The sequence below is a fragment of the Sphingomonas sp. SP6 genome (assembly GCF_058313435.1).
This window is the reverse complement of sequence record NZ_JBZFLG010000002.1, coordinates 768,187-784,369: the sequence shown is the minus strand read 5'-3', so window position 1 is coordinate 784,369 and position 16,183 is coordinate 768,187. Positions and strand designations below refer to the sequence as shown.

The 16,183-nt window shown below is 70.9% G+C and carries 12 protein-coding genes and 1 tRNA gene; 8 read left to right on the top strand and 5 right to left on the bottom strand.

What is annotated here, in order from left to right; genetic code table 11:
- Positions 1 to 49 precede the first annotated feature (49 nt).
- Together hisC and AC4GYY_RS09575 are read left to right on the top strand one after the other, a co-directional pair.
- Entirely contained in the window at positions 50 to 1,144 is a 1,095-nt protein-coding gene (gene hisC, locus AC4GYY_RS09580) for a histidinol-phosphate transaminase (protein ID WP_491120069.1), read from the top strand.
- A complete protein-coding gene (locus AC4GYY_RS09575; RefSeq protein WP_491120068.1) occupies positions 1,144 to 2,052 on the top strand; it encodes a prephenate/arogenate dehydrogenase family protein in 909 nt (302 codons plus the stop codon). The genes hisC and AC4GYY_RS09575 overlap by 1 nt, the downstream gene beginning before the upstream one ends.
- Before the next feature lie 2 nt (positions 2,053 to 2,054).
- On the opposite strand, the gene AC4GYY_RS09570 is transcribed toward AC4GYY_RS09575, so the two are convergent.
- From AC4GYY_RS09570 to ftsE, 5 genes are read right to left on the bottom strand one after another with little or no spacing between them, the layout of a single operon-like run.
- Positions 2,055 to 2,459, bottom strand: a complete 405-nt coding sequence (locus tag AC4GYY_RS09570) for a hypothetical protein (RefSeq protein WP_491120066.1) — start codon at positions 2,457 to 2,459, stop codon at positions 2,055 to 2,057.
- Positions 2,460 to 2,466: 7 nt separating this feature from the next.
- Positions 2,467 to 3,174 (bottom strand): lysophospholipid acyltransferase family protein, encoded by a 708-nt coding sequence (locus AC4GYY_RS09565; protein WP_491120253.1) that lies wholly within the window; start codon positions 3,172 to 3,174, stop codon positions 2,467 to 2,469.
- A complete protein-coding gene (locus AC4GYY_RS09560) occupies positions 3,174 to 3,707 on the bottom strand; it encodes a YdcF family protein (protein ID WP_491120064.1) in 534 nt (177 codons plus the stop codon). Before AC4GYY_RS09560 ends, AC4GYY_RS09565 begins: the two co-directional genes overlap by 1 nt.
- Positions 3,704 to 4,561, bottom strand: a complete 858-nt coding sequence (locus tag AC4GYY_RS09555; protein ID WP_491120062.1) for a cell division protein FtsX — start codon at positions 4,559 to 4,561, stop codon at positions 3,704 to 3,706. Before AC4GYY_RS09555 ends, AC4GYY_RS09560 begins: the two co-directional genes overlap by 4 nt.
- Entirely contained in the window at positions 4,558 to 5,262 is a 705-nt protein-coding gene (gene ftsE / locus AC4GYY_RS09550) for a cell division ATP-binding protein FtsE (protein WP_491120060.1), read from the bottom strand. The genes AC4GYY_RS09555 and ftsE overlap by 4 nt, the downstream gene beginning before the upstream one ends.
- Positions 5,263 to 5,382: 120 nt before the next feature.
- Between ftsE and AC4GYY_RS09545 the strand changes: the two genes are divergently transcribed.
- The 6 genes from AC4GYY_RS09545 (at position 5,383) to AC4GYY_RS09520 (ending at position 16,171) form a co-directional block, all read left to right on the top strand.
- Positions 5,383 to 6,087: a zinc-ribbon domain-containing protein gene (locus tag AC4GYY_RS09545; protein WP_491120058.1), complete on the top strand. Its 705-nt coding sequence runs from the start codon at positions 5,383 to 5,385 to the stop codon at positions 6,085 to 6,087.
- A gap of 90 nt (positions 6,088 to 6,177) precedes the next feature.
- A tRNA-Leu gene (locus AC4GYY_RS09540) sits at positions 6,178 to 6,264 on the top strand.
- Between the two features lie 152 nt (positions 6,265 to 6,416).
- On the top strand, positions 6,417 to 9,827 hold the full coding sequence (locus tag AC4GYY_RS09535; RefSeq protein ID WP_491120056.1) for a beta strand repeat-containing protein: 3,411 nt from the start codon (positions 6,417 to 6,419) through the stop codon (positions 9,825 to 9,827).
- A gap of 84 nt (positions 9,828 to 9,911) precedes the next feature.
- Positions 9,912 to 10,454 carry an ECF-type sigma factor gene (locus AC4GYY_RS09530; protein WP_491120054.1) on the top strand — a complete coding sequence of 181 codons (543 nt, stop codon included), beginning with the start codon at positions 9,912 to 9,914 and terminating at the stop codon, positions 10,452 to 10,454.
- The gene (locus AC4GYY_RS09525; protein WP_491120052.1) at positions 10,408 to 12,729 is read left to right on the top strand and encodes a protein kinase domain-containing protein; all 2,322 of its coding nucleotides are present in this window, start codon (positions 10,408 to 10,410) and stop codon (positions 12,727 to 12,729) included. Before AC4GYY_RS09530 ends, AC4GYY_RS09525 begins: the two co-directional genes overlap by 47 nt.
- A gap of 52 nt (positions 12,730 to 12,781) precedes the next feature.
- Complete coding sequence (locus AC4GYY_RS09520; protein WP_491120050.1) at positions 12,782 to 16,171, top strand: amidohydrolase family protein; 3,390 nt, start codon at positions 12,782 to 12,784, stop codon at positions 16,169 to 16,171.
- Positions 16,172 to 16,183: the final 12 nt, after the last annotated feature.

Sequence of the window (16,183 nt, the reverse complement as noted above, 5' to 3'; positions counted from 1 at the left end):
CTCGATAGGGCGTGTGGACCCGGTTCGCCAGCGTCGCTAAGCGCCCCGCATGACCGGACCCGTCGCCAAGCCGTACATCCTCGAGATCGCGCCCTATATCCCGGGCCGCTCGACCACCGACGACGGCCGCAAGGTCGCCAAGCTTTCGTCGAACGAGAATCCCCTCGGCACCAGCCCGGCGGCGCGCGAAGCGTTCGCCGCCGCGTCGCACAACCTCGAGCGTTATCCCGACGCCAGCGGGACCGAACTGCGCGAGGCGCTCGCCGCCAAATACGGGCTCGACGCCGCGCGGATCATCTACGGCAACGGTTCGGACGAGGTGCTCCACCTCGCCTGCGGCGCGTTCGCCGGGGTCGGCGACGAGGTGATCTACGTCCACTACGGTTTCTCGGTGTACCCGATCGCGACCCGCCGCGTCGGCGCGACCCCGGTGGTCGCCCCGGACAAGGATTATGCGACCGACGTCGACGCGATCCTGTCCTGCGTCACCGACCGGACGCGGATCGTCTACGTCGCCAACCCCAACAACCCGACCGGCACCTATGCGCCGCGCGACGAGATCGCCCGGCTCCACGCCGGCCTGCGCGACGACATCCTGCTCGTCGTCGACCACGCTTATGCCGAGTACATCGACGGCGCGCATGACGACGGCGCGATGGCGCTGGCCAAGACCGCGCCCAACGTCCTCGTCACCCGCACCTTCTCGAAGATGTACGGCCTCGCCGCCGAGCGGATCGGCTGGGGCTATGCGAGCGCGGACATCATCCAGGCGATGCACCGCATCCGCCTGCCCTTCTCCATCACCATCGCCGGCACCGCTGCCGCGGTCGCAGCGCTCGGCGACGACGCCTTCGTCGCGCACACCGCCGAGCACAATGCGACATGGCGCGCGTGGTTCGCCGACGAGATCGGCAAGCTCGGCAACGCCGGCCTGCGTGCCGTCCCCAGCCAGGCGAATTTCGTGCTCGTCCTGTTCGAAGGCGATCTGACCGCGGAGGTCGCGTACAAGGGGCTGATGGACGCGGGCTATATCGTCCGCTGGCTGCCGGGTCAGGGCCTGCCCCACGGCCTGCGCATCACCATCGGCACCGAGGACGAATGCAAGGGCGTCGTCGCCGCGTTACGCAGGATGGCGGGAGCCTGATGCTCCCCTTCTCCCGCGTCACCATCGTCGGCCTCGGGCTGATCGGCTCCTCGATCGCGCGCGCGGTGCGCGAGGCGATGCCGACCGTGCGCCTGACCGGGCACGACGCCGACCCGCAGGTCCGCGACACCGTCCGCGCGCTCGATCTCGTCGACGACGTCGCCGACACCGCGGGCGCGAGCGTCACCGACGCCGATCTCGTCATTCTTTGCGTGCCCGTCGGCGCGATGGAGGCGGTCGCCGCGGAGATCGCCGCCGACCTCCCCGCCGACGCAATCGTCAGCGATGTCGGCAGCTGCAAGGCGGAGGTCGCCCGTGCGCTCTCCGCCTCGCTCGATCCGGCCCGCGTCGTCCCCGCCCACCCGGTCGCCGGCACCGAGCGCAGCGGCCCGGAGGCAGGGTTCGCCGCGCTCTTCCAGGGCCGCTGGTGCATCGTCACGCCCTTGGCCGAAAGCGATCCCGTCGCCGCCGAGCGTGTCGCCGAGTTCTGGCGGCGGCTCGGCAGCCAGGTCGAGACGATGGCCCCGGACCACCACGACCGCGTCCTCGCGGTGACGAGCCACCTGCCCCACCTGATCGCCTACACGATCGTCGGCACCGCCAGCGACCTCGAGGAGGTCACCTCGTCGGAGGTGATCAAATTCTCCGCCGGCGGCTTCCGCGACTTCACGCGCATCGCCGCGAGCGACCCGACGATGTGGCGGGACGTCTTCCTGTCGAACAAGGAGGCGGTGCTGGAGATGCTCCAGCGCTTCAGCGAGGACTTGAGCCAACTTCAGCGGGCGATCCGCTGGGGCGACGGCGACGCGCTGTTCGACGCCTTCACCAAGACCCGCGCGATCCGTCGCCAGGTCGTCGACCAGGGCCAGGACGACGCCGCCGCCGACTTCGGCCGGCGGCACGGATAGGATCACCCGTTCGACGCGCCCGTCTGGTTCGCCATTTCGCCGCGCATCGCGGTCATGCTCGGTCCCGGGCCGGTCGCCGGGCGAAGGCTCTCGCGCTCGCTCTCAGGCACGGGCGCGGTCGGATCGGGGCGGAACGCCTCGGGCGCACGCTGCGAGCCGACCGGCGGCGCGTCGGCGGCGAGGTCCGCCGCCGGATGCTCGGCGTCGCCGCCGGGCTTGCGCGCGCCGCCAGCGCCGATCCCGGTCCGGCTCAGCCCGAAGAAGCCGAGCGCGATCGCCGCGATCGCACCCAGCCCGGCGGCGGCGCCGACCACGACCGTCCGGGCGCCGACGCCCGAGCGCTGAGGCTTGATATTGGACTTCGCGCGGCTCTTCGGCGGCGCCCTGCGGGTCTTCTTGTCTGCCATGCGCCGCTCAACCGGCGAGCGGCCCCGCCTGTTCCGCCTCCAGCGCGTTGATCGCGGCGTGGACCCGCGCCTCGATCTCTCGCCGCGGCAGCCCCGGCGGGATCGGCTCGCCGATGCGGATCGTCACCACGCCCGCATGTTTCGCCCCGCGCTTCGGCAGCAACCGCCCGCTGTCGAGCGCGATCGGCACCACGGGGAGCGCCAGCGCCTTGTAGAGCCCCGCGAACCCCGATCGGAGCGGCGGCGTCTCGCCCGGCGGGACCCGCGTCCCCTCCGCATAGACGATCACCGACCGGCCCTCGGCGCGCGCCCGCTTGGCCTCGTGCACCATCTTCCGCAGCGCCCCGGCCGACGCCTCGCGGTCGACCACGATCGAGCCGTATCTGGTCGTCGCCCAGCCCCAGACCGGGATCCGCATCAGCTCGCGCTTGATGACCATCACCGGCGCGCCGAGGATCAGCTGGAGCTCCAGCGTCTCGTACATGGCCTGGTGCTTGGCGGCGTAGAACACCTGGCCCTCGGGCACCGCGCCCTCCACCCGCGGGCGGATGCCGAGGATGACGCGCATCAGCAGCCGGTGCATCCGTGCCCAGAGATGCGCGTTGGCGATCACCGCGCGCTGGCCGAACAGCGCCGAGAGCGGCACCGCCAGCACGATCGGCACCGACAATGCGTAGAACAGCGCGCGGAACACGATCGTCCGAAGCCAGGCGATCACGCGCCCAGCCCCGTCCACAATGCGACCCGCCGCAGCAGCAGCTTGTTGTATTCGTTGATCAGCAGCCCCAGCCGCTGTTCCGCCGGCACCCCGTCCCGGACGATCCGCACCTGCGGATCGAGCGCCGCGCCCAGCTCCATCCGCGCCCGCGCCATATGCCAATCGGACGTGACGAGGCGGACCGAGCGGACGCGGTGGTCCTCCACCCAGCGCGCGGTCTCCTCCGCATTCGACCGCGTGTCGACGGCCTCGGCGCCCAGATCGACGCAGCAGGCGACCGTCGCGGCGTGACCGAAGATGCGCGCGACGTCCGCCTTGCGCACCCCGGGCGCGACCCCGGACACCAGCATCCGCTTCGCCTTGCCCGCCTCGACCAGCGCGAGGCCGCGGTCGATCCGCCCCGGCCCGCCGGTCGGCACCACCACTGCATCGGTGACGACGTCGCTGGCCGGGGGCGCCAGCAGCAGCATGAACGCCGCGAAGCCCAGCCCCCAGGCGAGCGCCAGCACCGACAGGATGCGGACGATCACAGCGTCCGCCTCAGCGCCGCCACCACCGCGACGCGCGCGCTGCCCGCCGCCAGCAGGACGAAGCCGATCGGGAGGGACGCGAGCAGCACCCAGCCCGTCGCGCCGATCGTCGCGCTTCCCAGCAGTTCGGAGCCGAACGCGGCCACCCGCGCGCCGATCAGCGCGATCACCGCGAGCGCTGCTCCGCCGCCGACCACGCCGCCGATCAGCGCGTCGCGCGCGATCCGCCGCTGGAACAGCCGCGCGACCTGGACGTCGGTCGAGCCGAGCATGTGCATGACCTCGATCGTCGCCCGGTGCGCGTCGAGCCCGGCGCGCGCGGCGAGCACCACCACGCTCGCGGTCGCCGCCGCCATCAGCACCACCAGCCCACCCGCGAGCCAGGTCAGCGTCGCCAGCAGCGAGGCGACGGGCGCCATCCAGTCGGCATGCCGATCGATCCGTGCCGCGGGCGCGACCGCGCGGACCGCCCGCTCGACCGCCGCCGCCCCGTCCGCGCGCGTCAGGTCGACGTCGATCAGCGCGGGCACCGGCAGCTCGGGATCGGCCGCGTCGCCGCCCAGGAACGGCGCGAGGAGCGCGGCCAGCTCGTCCGCGGGCACCCGCCTCACCCCGCGCACCTCGGGCCGCGCCGTCAGCAGCGCCGCGACCCGCACCGGATCGCCCGCGCCCGGCGCGATCTGCACCGTCAGCCGCCCGGCCAGCCGCCGATCGAGCGCCCCCGCCGCATGCGCGGTCGCCAGACCCGCCGCCGCCGCGAGCAGCGTCAGGAACAGCATGATGGCGATCACCCAGGTCATCGCCCGGACGCCGCGCGCATCGTCGAGCAACCGGGTGGTGGCGCCGCCGCTCATGCCGCCGCGCCCGGCGGATGGCGCAGCGCCCCGGTCGGGTCGAGCAGCCGTCCGCCCTCCAGCCGCATCATCCGCGCGCCGCGCACACGATTGAGGAGATGAAGATCATGGGTCGCGACGACGATGGTCGTCCCGAGCGTGTTGAGCGAATCGAACAGGTGGAGCAGTCGCTCCGCCATCACCGGGTCGACATTGCCGGTCGGCTCGTCCGCGACCAGGATCTCGGGGCGGGCGATCACCGCGCGCGCGATCGCGACCCGCTGCTGCTCGCCGCCGGACAGCGTCGCCGGCAGCGCGCCGCCGCGACCGCCCAGCCCGACCCAGGCGAGCATCTCGTCGACCGGCCCGGCGATGTCGCGCTCGCCGACGCCGGCGACCCGCAGCGGCAGCGCGATATTGTCCGCGACCGAAAGGTGCGGCACCAGCCGGAAGTCCTGGAACACCACCCCGATCCGCCGCCGGAATCCCGGCAAGCGGCCGCGCGGCATCGTGACCGCATCCTCGCCGAACAGTCGGATGATGCCGCGGCTCGGCCGCTGGGCGAGATAGAGAAGCCTCAGTAGCGAGGTCTTGCCCGCGCCGCTCGCCCCGGTGAGGAAGTAGAAGGTGCCGGCCGCGAGCGTGAAGGTCAGGTCGATCAGCGTCTCCGCGCCCGCACCATAGCGCAGCCCCACATTCTCGAACTGCACGATATTGGCCATGGCTGCGGGCGACCATCGCACGGGAGCGCCGCGGCCATCAAGTCGCGAGCTTGCCAGCGCCGCCGCGCCCGTGCTTAGATTCCGCGATGGCCGGTCGGGTGCGTCGCCCATCGCCGGAAGTTGAAGCGTCAGTCCACGATGATCCTCGAATGCCCGCAGTGCCGCAGCCGCTACCTCGTCCCCGACGGGGCGATCGGGACCGAGGGCCGGACGGTGCGCTGCGCCAATTGCCGACACAGCTGGTTCCAGGAGGGCGCGCCTCCGCCCGCGACGGTCGAGCCGCCGGTCTCCTACCCGCCGCTGCCGGACGCGCCGCCGCCGCTCGCTCCGCTGGCGAGCGCGGCCGAGCCGACCGAGGCGTCGGCATCGCCCCCCGCCCCCGCCGGCCCGCCGCGGCGCAATCCGGCGCGCCGCTGGACCGCGGCGGCGATCGCCGCCGGGCTGCTGATGATCGCCGGCGTCGGGATCATCCTCTGGTCCAGCGCGCCGGGGCTGCTCGCCAATGTCGGGCTGTCGCTCGGGCCCAAGGATTCGCCGCTGCGGCTGGTCGACAATCCGATCGAGCGCCGCGATCTGACCAACGGATCGGAGCTGTTCGCGGTCTCGGGCAAGGTGCTCAATCCGTCCGCGACCGCGCAGCGCGTTCCCGACATCCGCGCCGATCTGCGCGACGCGACCGGGCGGATCGTCTATTCGTGGACGATCACGCCGCAGCAGCGCACGCTCGCGCCCAAGAGCGCGATCGACTTCAACTCCGCCAAGCTCGACGTCCCCGCCTCCTCGAAGCGGCTGGAGCTGAGCTTCGCCGGCGAGGGCGGCTCGTGACCGCCCCCGCGAAAACCGTTGCCACGCCGCGGACGCTTCGCTAGGGGCGTCCGCCTACCGGCCGCCGGGCCTTCCGGCGGTATGGCACGTGCGGTCGTGGCGGAACTGGTAGACGCGCAGCCTTGAGGTGGCTGTGGCCGAAAGGCCGTGGAAGTTCGAGTCTTCTCGACCGCACCATTCTCCCATGACTGTCGGCATGGGCCGTCCGCCTTCAAGAGGGGCGGTTCGTCGCCCACTCGTCGATTCCATCCAATCGGTGGCCCCCTTTCCCGCCTAACCCCGCTTCGCAATGTGCCGGGCGGTTCGGCACGATTTTCCGGGGAAACGACATGGCCAGACACAGCAGCTTTCGCAGGAACACCGACGCCCACGCGCTCGACGCGCTCTTCGTGGGCGGGCCGGGACGGCTCTTCAACACGCCCGACGATCTGTTCACGCTCGATCTGTCGGGGTTCAAGGAGGGCTACGGCTTCTCCACCTCGATCAGCGCCGACGCGACCGGCGGCTACAAGGGCGAATTCTACCTTGACGGCAACAGCCGCTACGCCTTCGCGAGCATCGAACGCTTCAACATCACCGGCACCAATTATGCCGACGTGATCCAGACCGGCAACGGCGCGGACGTGATCAAGGCCGGCGGCGGCAACGACATCGTCCAGGCCGATGCGGGCAAGGACACGCTCGACGGCGGCACCGGGATCGACGGGTTCAACAAGAATTTCGCCGCCGTGGCGGGCGGCGTCTCGGTCAACCTGTCGACCGACTCGATCACCGCGAGCCAGGGCTCGATCAAGAGCTTCGAATATTTCTACAACGTCCAGGGCTCGGGCGGGAACGACACCTTCGTCAGCTCGCAGGCGCGCGGCAACGACAGCGTCAACGGCGGCGAAGGCAACGACCGCGTCGAGTTCCGGGTCGGCGACGACGATTTTATCGGCGGCGGGGGCGTCGACACGCTCAAGACCGACGAAAGCTGGTACGCCGGGGCCGAAGGTATCCAGACTTCGCTCTCGGTGGACGCCGGCGGGGGTTACCGCGGCTATTATTTCGTCAACGGCGTCCAGCGCGTGGATTTCACCACCACCGAGCGGTTCGAGGTGCTGGGCACCAAGAACAACGACGCCATTTACGCCGGGAACGGCGGCAACATCCTGTCGGGCAATGGCGGCAACGACGACGTCCGCTCGGGCTGGGGCAGCGACACGCTGGACGGCGGGGACGGAATCGACGGGCTGGGTCGCGATCTGACCAACCAGGCGACGGCGGTCTCGATCAACCTCCAGACCTCCACCATCACCGCCGCCTACGGCACGATTGCCGGCTTCGAATATTTCTCGAACGTGATCGGCAGCGCGCAGAGCGATACCTTCGTCTCCACGGCGGTCCAGGCCAACGATACGATCGACGGCGGCGGCGGCGGCGATACCGCCAGCTTCTTCGAAGGCGTCGACAGCTTCGCCGGCAGCCAGGGCAGCGATCGGCTGATCGTCGATTATTCCGCGCAGAACACCAACGCCGGGATCCAGATGTCCTTCAGCGTCGACGCGAACGGCGGCTGGCGCGGCTATTACTATGTCGACGGCGATACCCGGACGGACTTCAGCTCCGTCGAATCGTTCGCGATCACCGGCACCGCGTTCGACGACAAGATCACCACCGGCGATTTCGACGATGCGGTCTCCGCGGGCGCGGGCAACGACATCGTCACCTCGGGCCGCGGCGTCGACACGCTCGACGGCGGCGCCGGCATCGACGGGCTGGGCCGCGATCTGACCGCGCTGACGACCGCGATCACGATCAACCTGAAGACCAGCACGATCACCGCCGCGCTCGGCACGATCGCAGGCTTCGAATATTTTTCGGGCGTCACCGGCGGCTCGGGCGGCGACACCTTCGTCACCACCTCCGCGCAGGCCGACGACGTCGTCACCGGCGGCGGCGGCAACGACACCGCGACCTTCTACGAAGGATATGACCGGTTCGCCGGCGGCTCCAACGACACGGACACGCTGATCATCGACTGGTCGGCACAGACCACCAACAAGGGCATCACCATGTCCTTCAACGTCGACACCAACGGCGGCTGGTCCGGCTATTACTATGTCGACGGCGACACCCGCGCCGACTTCAGTTCGGTCGAGGCGTTCCAGATCACCGGCACCGCGTTCGACGACACGATCTACGCCGGGGACAACAACGACGTCGTGAACGGCGGCGGGGGGTTCGACTATATCCGCACCGGCGCCGGCGTCGACACGCTCGACGGGGGCGCCGGGATCGACGGGGTCGCCCGCAATCTGACCGGCGCCGAGTTCGACATCTCCGTCGACCTCGCCGCCAACGGCGCGACCGCGGCGATCGGGACGATCAAGAACTTCGAATATTTCGGCGCGTCGGGCACCGGCTTCGCCTTCATCACCGGCGGCGGCAACGATTCGCTGGTGTCGACCACGCTCCAGCTGACCGACTATGTCGAGACCGGGGCGGGCGACGACACCTTCGCGGCCTATAACGGCTATGATCGCTACACCGCCGGCATCGGCACCGACCGGCTGGTGATCGACTGGTCGGCGGTCGACATCGGCGTCGGCATCACCAGCGTCAGCCAGAACGCCGACGCCACCGGCGGCTACGCCGGCTATGTCTACGCCAGCAACCTGCTGCGGGTCGATTACGCCAGCGTCGAGGCGTTCACGATCACGGGCACCCGATACGGCGACATCCTGTCGGGCAGGGAGTTCAACGACACCCTGTCGGGCGGCGGCGGCGACGACAAGATCTACGCCGGCAGCGGCGACGACGTGGTCGACGGCGGCGCCGGCATCGATGGTCTTCAGAAGGACATGACCGGCTTGGGCGGCAAGATCACGGTCGACGTCGATGCGGGCAAGCTCTCGCTCAAGGGGTCGAGCTTCACCGGCATCGAATACCTCCTGGACCTGCGGACCGGCGAGGGCGCGGACAAGATCACGACCGGCCATCTTCAGCTGGGCGACGTGGTCTGGGGCAACGGCGGCAACGACACCGCCAGCTTCTTCTGGGGCAGTGACACGTTCAACGGCGGCTCGGGCAGCAAGGACGTGCTCGTGATCGACTATTCGGCGGTCGACAGCGAAAGCGCGATCTCGACCTCGATGAGCGTCGATAACGACAACGGCGGCTTCCGCGGCTATTTCTCGGCCGACGGCGGCACGCAGACGGTCTTCACCGGGGTCGAGGTCTTCGACGTCACCGGCACCAAGAACAACGACACGATCACCGGCGCGGACTTCGCGGACACGCTCGCCGGCGGCGACGGCCGCGACACGCTGAACGGTGGCGGCGGCAGCGACAAGCTGCTCGGCGGCACCGCGGCCGACACGCTCGTGGGCGGCGACGGTGACGACACGCTGACCGGCGGCGAGGGGGGCGACACGATGACCGGCGGCGCAGGCGCGGACACCTTCGCCTTCGCGAACGGCGACGTGAACAACGGGACGCTCTACGTCGATCGGATCGCCGATTTCGCGACCGGCGTCGACACGATCGACCTGTCGAAGATCGACGCCGATCTGGGAGCGAGCGGCGATCAGGCGTTCACCTTCGTCGGCGCGGGTGCGTTCACCGCCGCCGGGCAGCTCCACATGGTCACCATCGCCGGGATCACCTACCTCCAGGGCAACGTCGACACCGATCTGGGTGCGGACTTCGCGATCCGCATCGACGGGACCGTCCCGATCTCCGACGACTTCAAGCTGTAAGGTCCGCACGACCCTCGAAGCCCACTGGCACGGCGAGGTCCGGCATGGCATGGTTTGCGCATCGTTGGTTGCGCGGGACGTGCCATGCCGGCCTCGTCGATCGAGTCCCCAAGGCGCTACGATCTCAGCGCCGAATGTTACGCCGAGATGCGGCGCACCGCGCGGCGGATGCTCTCGGGCGACCGCCAGCGTCTCGCCTTCGATCCGACCGAACTCGCGCACGACGCCTTTCTCCGGCTGATCCAGTCCGATGCGGCGCAGACGAACGACCAGGCCCATGCGCTCGCGCTCGGCGCGCGGACGATGCGCCGCATCCTGATCGACGAGGTCCGCCGCGCCTCCGCCGCCAAGCGTCACATGCCGACGGTGCTGCCGACGATCCTCGGCGGCGCGCGCGCGGCCGTCGATGTGGAGGCGCTCGACGCGGCGCTCAAGGCGCTCGAGGCGGTCTCCCCCGATCATGCGACGATCGTCGAGCTGCGCTTCTCGCTCGGCATGACCGTCGAGGAGACCGCCACCGCGCTCGGCATCGCCCCGCGCACCGTCAAGCGCCGCTGGCAGAGCGCGCGGGCCTGGCTCCATGACCATCTCGCCGACGACGAGGACCCGGCCGACGCTCCCGCCTGAGCTCGAGCGCCGCGCGCTCGCGCTGGTCGACGAGCTCGTCGAGCAGCGCGACGACGCCGCCGTCGACCGAACGCTGGCGGCGGAGGACGCGGCGGTCGGCGCGCGCGTCCGCCGCCTGCTCGGCCGCGCGCGGATCGGGGGCGAGCTCCCGACGATCGTCCTCGCCGACGACGACCTGCCGGTCCCGACGCGCGTCGGCGCCTTCGCGCTGATCGAGGAGGTCGGCGTCGGCGGGATGGGCCGCGTCTGGCGCGGCGAGCGCACGGACGGGCTGTTCGAGCAGACGGTCGCGGTCAAGCTGCTGCGCGCCTCCCCCGCCTTGCTGGGCGCGCGCTTCGCCGAGGAGCGGCGCATCCTGGCCCGGCTCGACCATCCCGGCATCGCCCGGCTGATCGACGGCGGGGTCGCGGAGGGCGTGCCCTATCTCGTCATGGAGTTCGTACCCGGCCGCCACCTCGACGCCGCCGCCGGCGGCCTGCCGCTCGCGCAGCGGGTCGCGCTGCTTCGCGAGGCGGCGGTCGCGGTTCAGTTCGCGCACGCCCGGCTGGTAGTCCATGCCGACCTCAAGCCTTCGAACATCGTCGTCGACGAAGGCGGCCGTGTCCGACTGCTCGATTTCGGGGTCGCGCGGCTGCTCGGCGACGAGACCGTTGTGGCGCACCCGATGACCCCCGCCTACGCCAGTCCCGCGCGCCGGGCGGGCCGCGCGCCGATGATCGCCGACGACGTCTTCGCGCTCGGCGAGCTGCTCGCCGTGGTGACCTCGGACGCGGGCGATCCCGACCTCGCCGCGATCGCCGCGCGCGCGCGCGCCGAGGACGAGCGCGCGCGCTACACCGGGGTCGGCGACCTGCTCGCCGATCTCGACCGCTGGCGCGATCGGCTTCCGGTCTCGGCCCGCGCGCCGACCGTCCGCTACCGCGCGCAGCGGTTCCTGTCGCGTCACCGCATCGGGGTCGCCGCCGCGACGCTGGCACTGCTCCTGCTGTCGGCGACGTCGGTCTGGGCGCTCCTGGCCGCGCGTGCCGAAAGCCGCCAGCGCGCGGTCGCCGAGCGTCGCTTCGACGAGGTCCGCGCCCTCGCGCGCTTCATGCTGACCGACCTCTACGATGAACTCGGCGACGCCCCCGGCACCGTCGCCGCCCGCGTGCGCATCGCCGAGGTCGCACGCGGTTACCTCGATCGCCTGGCTGAGACCGCGCCGCCGGAAGGCTCGCTCCGTCTGGAGATCGCGCGCGGCTTCGAACGATTGGCCCGGGTGCAGGGCGTCTCCGGGGTGGCGAGCCTCGGCCGCCCGAGCGATGCGCTCGCTTCGCTCGTGCGCGCCGACGCGCTCGTCCGCACCCTCCCCGCCGGCGCCGCGGCCGACGAACTCGCCGGCCGCATCGCGCTCGATCGCTGGACGCTCGCGCCCGAGAATGCGGATTCGCGCGCGATCAACGCCGCCGCGCGGCTCGCCTTCGCCCGCGCGCTCGCCCGCGAGCCCGATCGGCAAGGCGCGCTGCTCGGCTCGCTCTGGACCGAGAAGAACCGGGCGTTCGAGCTGATCTGGACCGATGACGACCCCGGCGGCGCGATCCCGGTGGTACGCCTGGCGCTCGCACGCCTCGACGCGACCCGCTACGACGCCGCGCACCGGGACGAGGCGCAGCAGCTGCGGGTGAACCTGCTCAACCGGCTCGGGGACGCGCTCTATTATGCCGGCGACAACCGCGCCTCGCTCGGCGCCTTCCGCCAGGCGCAGGCGGTCGCCGCCGCCGAACTCGCTCGCCGCCCGACCCTCGCCTGGCTGGAGCGCGTCGGCGAATCGCACTGGTTCGTCTCGGGCACGCTCGAACAATATGACGTGCCGGGCGCGCTGGTCGAGGCCGAGGCAGGGATCGCGACCATGCGCCGCGTCCTGTCCTATGGGCCCGACGCGAACGCCGAGAAGTGGCTCGCGATCCTCTACAACCAGCAGGCGTCGCTGCTCGCCGAGCTCGGACGTTCGGCGGAGGCCGCACCCGCCGCGCTCGCCTCGGTCGCGATCCGCCAGCGGCGCGCCGCCGCCCAGCCGGACGATCCGCGCCGCGCCCGCGATCTCGCGGTCGGGCTCGAGGCCGCCGCCGAGACGCTCGCCAAGGCCGGTCGGGGCGGCGAGGCCTGCACCCTCGCCCGGCGATCGACGGCCGGTTGGGAGGCGATCGAGCGACGCGGCAGGCTCGGCAAGTTGGACGCGAATAAGGCCTATCCCGAAGCTCGTGCCACCGCGGCGAAGCTCTGCGCGGGGTCGTGACAACGGCGTCAGCGCCGCTTACCCATCCGTCCAAAGACAAGAGAGGGGTTTCATGATCACGTCCGTCGCCAGCGTCCTCGCCGTCCTGCTCGCCCAGGCCGCGCCGCAACCGCAGTCCGCACCGCCGCAGGAGCGGACCGAAGCCCCCGAGGACCAGGCGACCCGCCCGCCCACCCAGGCCCCCACCGCGCCGCCGCAGCAGCAGCCGGCGCGGACGCCGGGCGCGAGCACGGACGCCGCGAAGCCGGCCCCGACCAAGGGCCAGAAGTGGGACGTCAACAATCCCCCCGGCGCGACCGTCCGCCAGGTCCCGATCAGCGTCGAAGAGGGCAGCTGGATCGACATCGACGTCTCCCCCGACGGCCGCACGCTCGCCTTCGATCTGCTCGGCGACATCTACACGATGCCGATCGCCGGCGGCGCGCCGACCCGGATCGCCGAGGGCCTCGCCTGGGAGGTCCAGCCGCGCTGGTCGCCCGACGGCCGCCGCATCGCCTTCACCTCGGATCGCGGCGGCGGCGACAACATCTGGATCATGAACGCCGACGGCTCCGACAAGCGCCAGGTCACCAAGGAGGACTTCCGCCTCCTCAACCAGCCGACCTGGTCGAAGGACGGGCGCTTCATCGCCGCGAAGAAGCATTTCACCACCGGCCGCTCGCTCGGCACCGGCGAGGTGTGGCTCTATTCGGTCGCGGGCGGCGGCGGCGTCCAGCTCGTCAAGCGCGCCAACGAGAAGCTCCAGAAGGAGCTGGGCGAGCCGATCTACGCCGCCGACGGCAAGTCGATCTTCTACACGAGGAACGTCACGCCGGGGAACGTGTTCGAATATGCGCAGGATTCGAACACCGACCTGTTCGACATCGAGCGCTACGATCTCGCCACCGGCGAGGTGACGACTGCGGTCACCGGCCTCGGCGGCTCGGTGCGCCCGACCCCCTCGCCCGACGGCCGCAAGATCGCTTTCGTCCGCCGCGAGCGCGCCCGGTCGAAGCTCTACGTCAAGGATCTCGACTCCGGCGCCGAGCGCAAGATCTACGACGCGCTCGACCAGGACGTGCAGGAGACCTGGGCGGTCACCGGCGTCTATCCCAACATGAGCTGGACCCCCGATTCGAAGTCGGTCGTCTTCTGGGCGGGCGGCAAGATCCGCCGCGTCGACGCCGACGGTGCGAACGCCGCGGTGATCCCGTTCCGCGTTGCCGACACCCGGGGCCTCATCGACGGCCCCCACCCGCAGATCGAGGTCGCGCCCGCCAGCTTCGAGACGAAGATGCCGCGCTGGGCCAGCGTCTCGCCCGACGGCCGCACTGTCGTCTTCGAGACCCTCGGCAAGCTCTGGACCAAGCCGATGGCGGGCGGCACGGCCAAGCGCCTCACTGCTGCTGGCGACGTGCTAGAGATGTTCCCCAGCTGGTCGCGCGACGGTAGCCAGATCACCTATGTCGAGTGGACCGACGCCGGGCTCGGCAAGATCAACGTCGTCGGTGCGGCGGGCGGCAAGCCTCGCACCGTCACCGCACACCCCGGTCACTATGCGAAACCGCGCTTCTCCCCCGACGGCCGCACGATCGCGTTCGAGAGCCGCGGCAGCGAGGGTCTGACGTCGGCGCTCTGGTCGGCCAATCCCGGCGTCTATGTCGTCCCCGCGGCCGGCGGCGCGGCGACGCTCGTCAGCAAGGACGCCGTCTCGCCGCAGTTCGGCGCGACCGCCGACCGCCTGTTCATGGTCGCCGAGGAGGGCGAGGAGCGCGCGCTCGTCTCGACCGACCTCTCCGGGCAGAACAAGCGCGTCCACGCCAAGGGCGAGCTCGCCAACGACTTCATCGTCTCGCCCGATGGCCAGACGGTCGCGTTCCGCCAGAATTACGAGGCGTTCGCGATGCCGCTGATGCCCGGCGGCCAGGCGGTCGAGGTCGCGCCCGACACCAAAGCGCTCCCCGTCACCCGCGTCAGCGCCGACGGCGCGGATTACATCCACTGGTCGAACGGCGGCGATCAGCTCCACTGGAGCCTCGGGCCGACGGTCTTCACCGCGCGCCGCGACGCGCTGTTCCCGTCAGCGCCCACGGGTGAGACCGCCGCGAAGTTCGTCGCCCCCGCTACCGGCGTGTCGCTGTCGATGACCGTCCCCGCCGCCAAGCCGACCGGCACCGTCGCGCTCGTCGGCGCGCGCATCCTGACGATGCGCGACGACGCGGCGGACGGCGGCCCGATCGACGACGGCGTGGTCGTGATCCGCGGCGACCGCATCGTCGCGGTCGGCCCCCGCGCCTCGGTCCAGATCCCCGCCGGCGCGAAGACCGTCGACCTGGCCGGCAAGACGATCATCCCCGGCCTCATCGACGCCCACGCCCACGGCCCGCAGGGCGAGGACGAGGTCGTCCCGCAGCAGAACTGGTCCGAGCTCGTCAACCTCGCGATGGGAACGACGACCAAGCACGATCCCTCTGCGCGTGCCTCGGAGATCTTCACCGCGTCGGAGCGCCAGCGCGCCGGCGACCTGCTCGCCCCGCGCATCTTCTCGACCGCGGAGATCGTCTACGGGGCGAAAGCCGCCGACGTGTACGCGCAGATCGACAGCTACGACGATGCGCTCGATCACATCCGCCGGATCAAGGCGGAGGGCGGGCATTCGATCAAGAACTACAACCAGCCCCGCCGCGACCAGCGCCAGATGGTCACCGAGGCCTCACGTCGCGAGAATATGCAGGTCGTCGCGGAAGGTGGCTCGCTCTACAATTTCGACATGACGCTGATCGCCGACGGCAACTCCACCGTCGAGCACAACGTCCCGCTCGAGCATTTCTACGAAGACGTGCTCCAGTTCTTCTCGGAATCGAAGACCAACAATACGCCCACGCTGATCGTCAGCTACGGCGGCCTCGCGGGCGATCCGTACTGGCGGCAGGCGACCGACGTGTGGAAGCAGCCGCTGCTCGCCGCGCACATTCCGCCCGATCAACTCGCGGCCGCCAACGTCCGCCGCACCAAGGCGCCCGAGGAGGATTTCGTCGACGACGACAATGCGCGCGAGGCGAACAAGCTCGCGCACCGCGGCGTCCTTGTCTCGATCGGTGCGCACGGCCAGCAGTCCGGCATCGGCAGCCACTGGGAGCTGTGGAGCTTCGTCCGCGGCGGCATGACCCCGGTCGAGGCCTTGCGCGCGGGAACGATCGTCCCGGCGAAGTCGCTCGGCATGGCGAAGGACATCGGCAGCCTGGAGGTCGGCAAGCTCGCCGACCTCGTCGTCCTCGACGCCGATCCGAGCGCGGACATCCGCAATTCGGAGAAGGTCGCCAAGGTCATGCTCGGCGGCCGCCTCTACGATTCGAAGACGATGAACGAGGAAGTCACCGGCACGGCGAAGCGGCGGCCCTATTACTGGCAGGGCGGCCCGACCTCGGCGAGCACGGTGACGACGATGCACGGAGCCGACTGAACCGCCAACAGC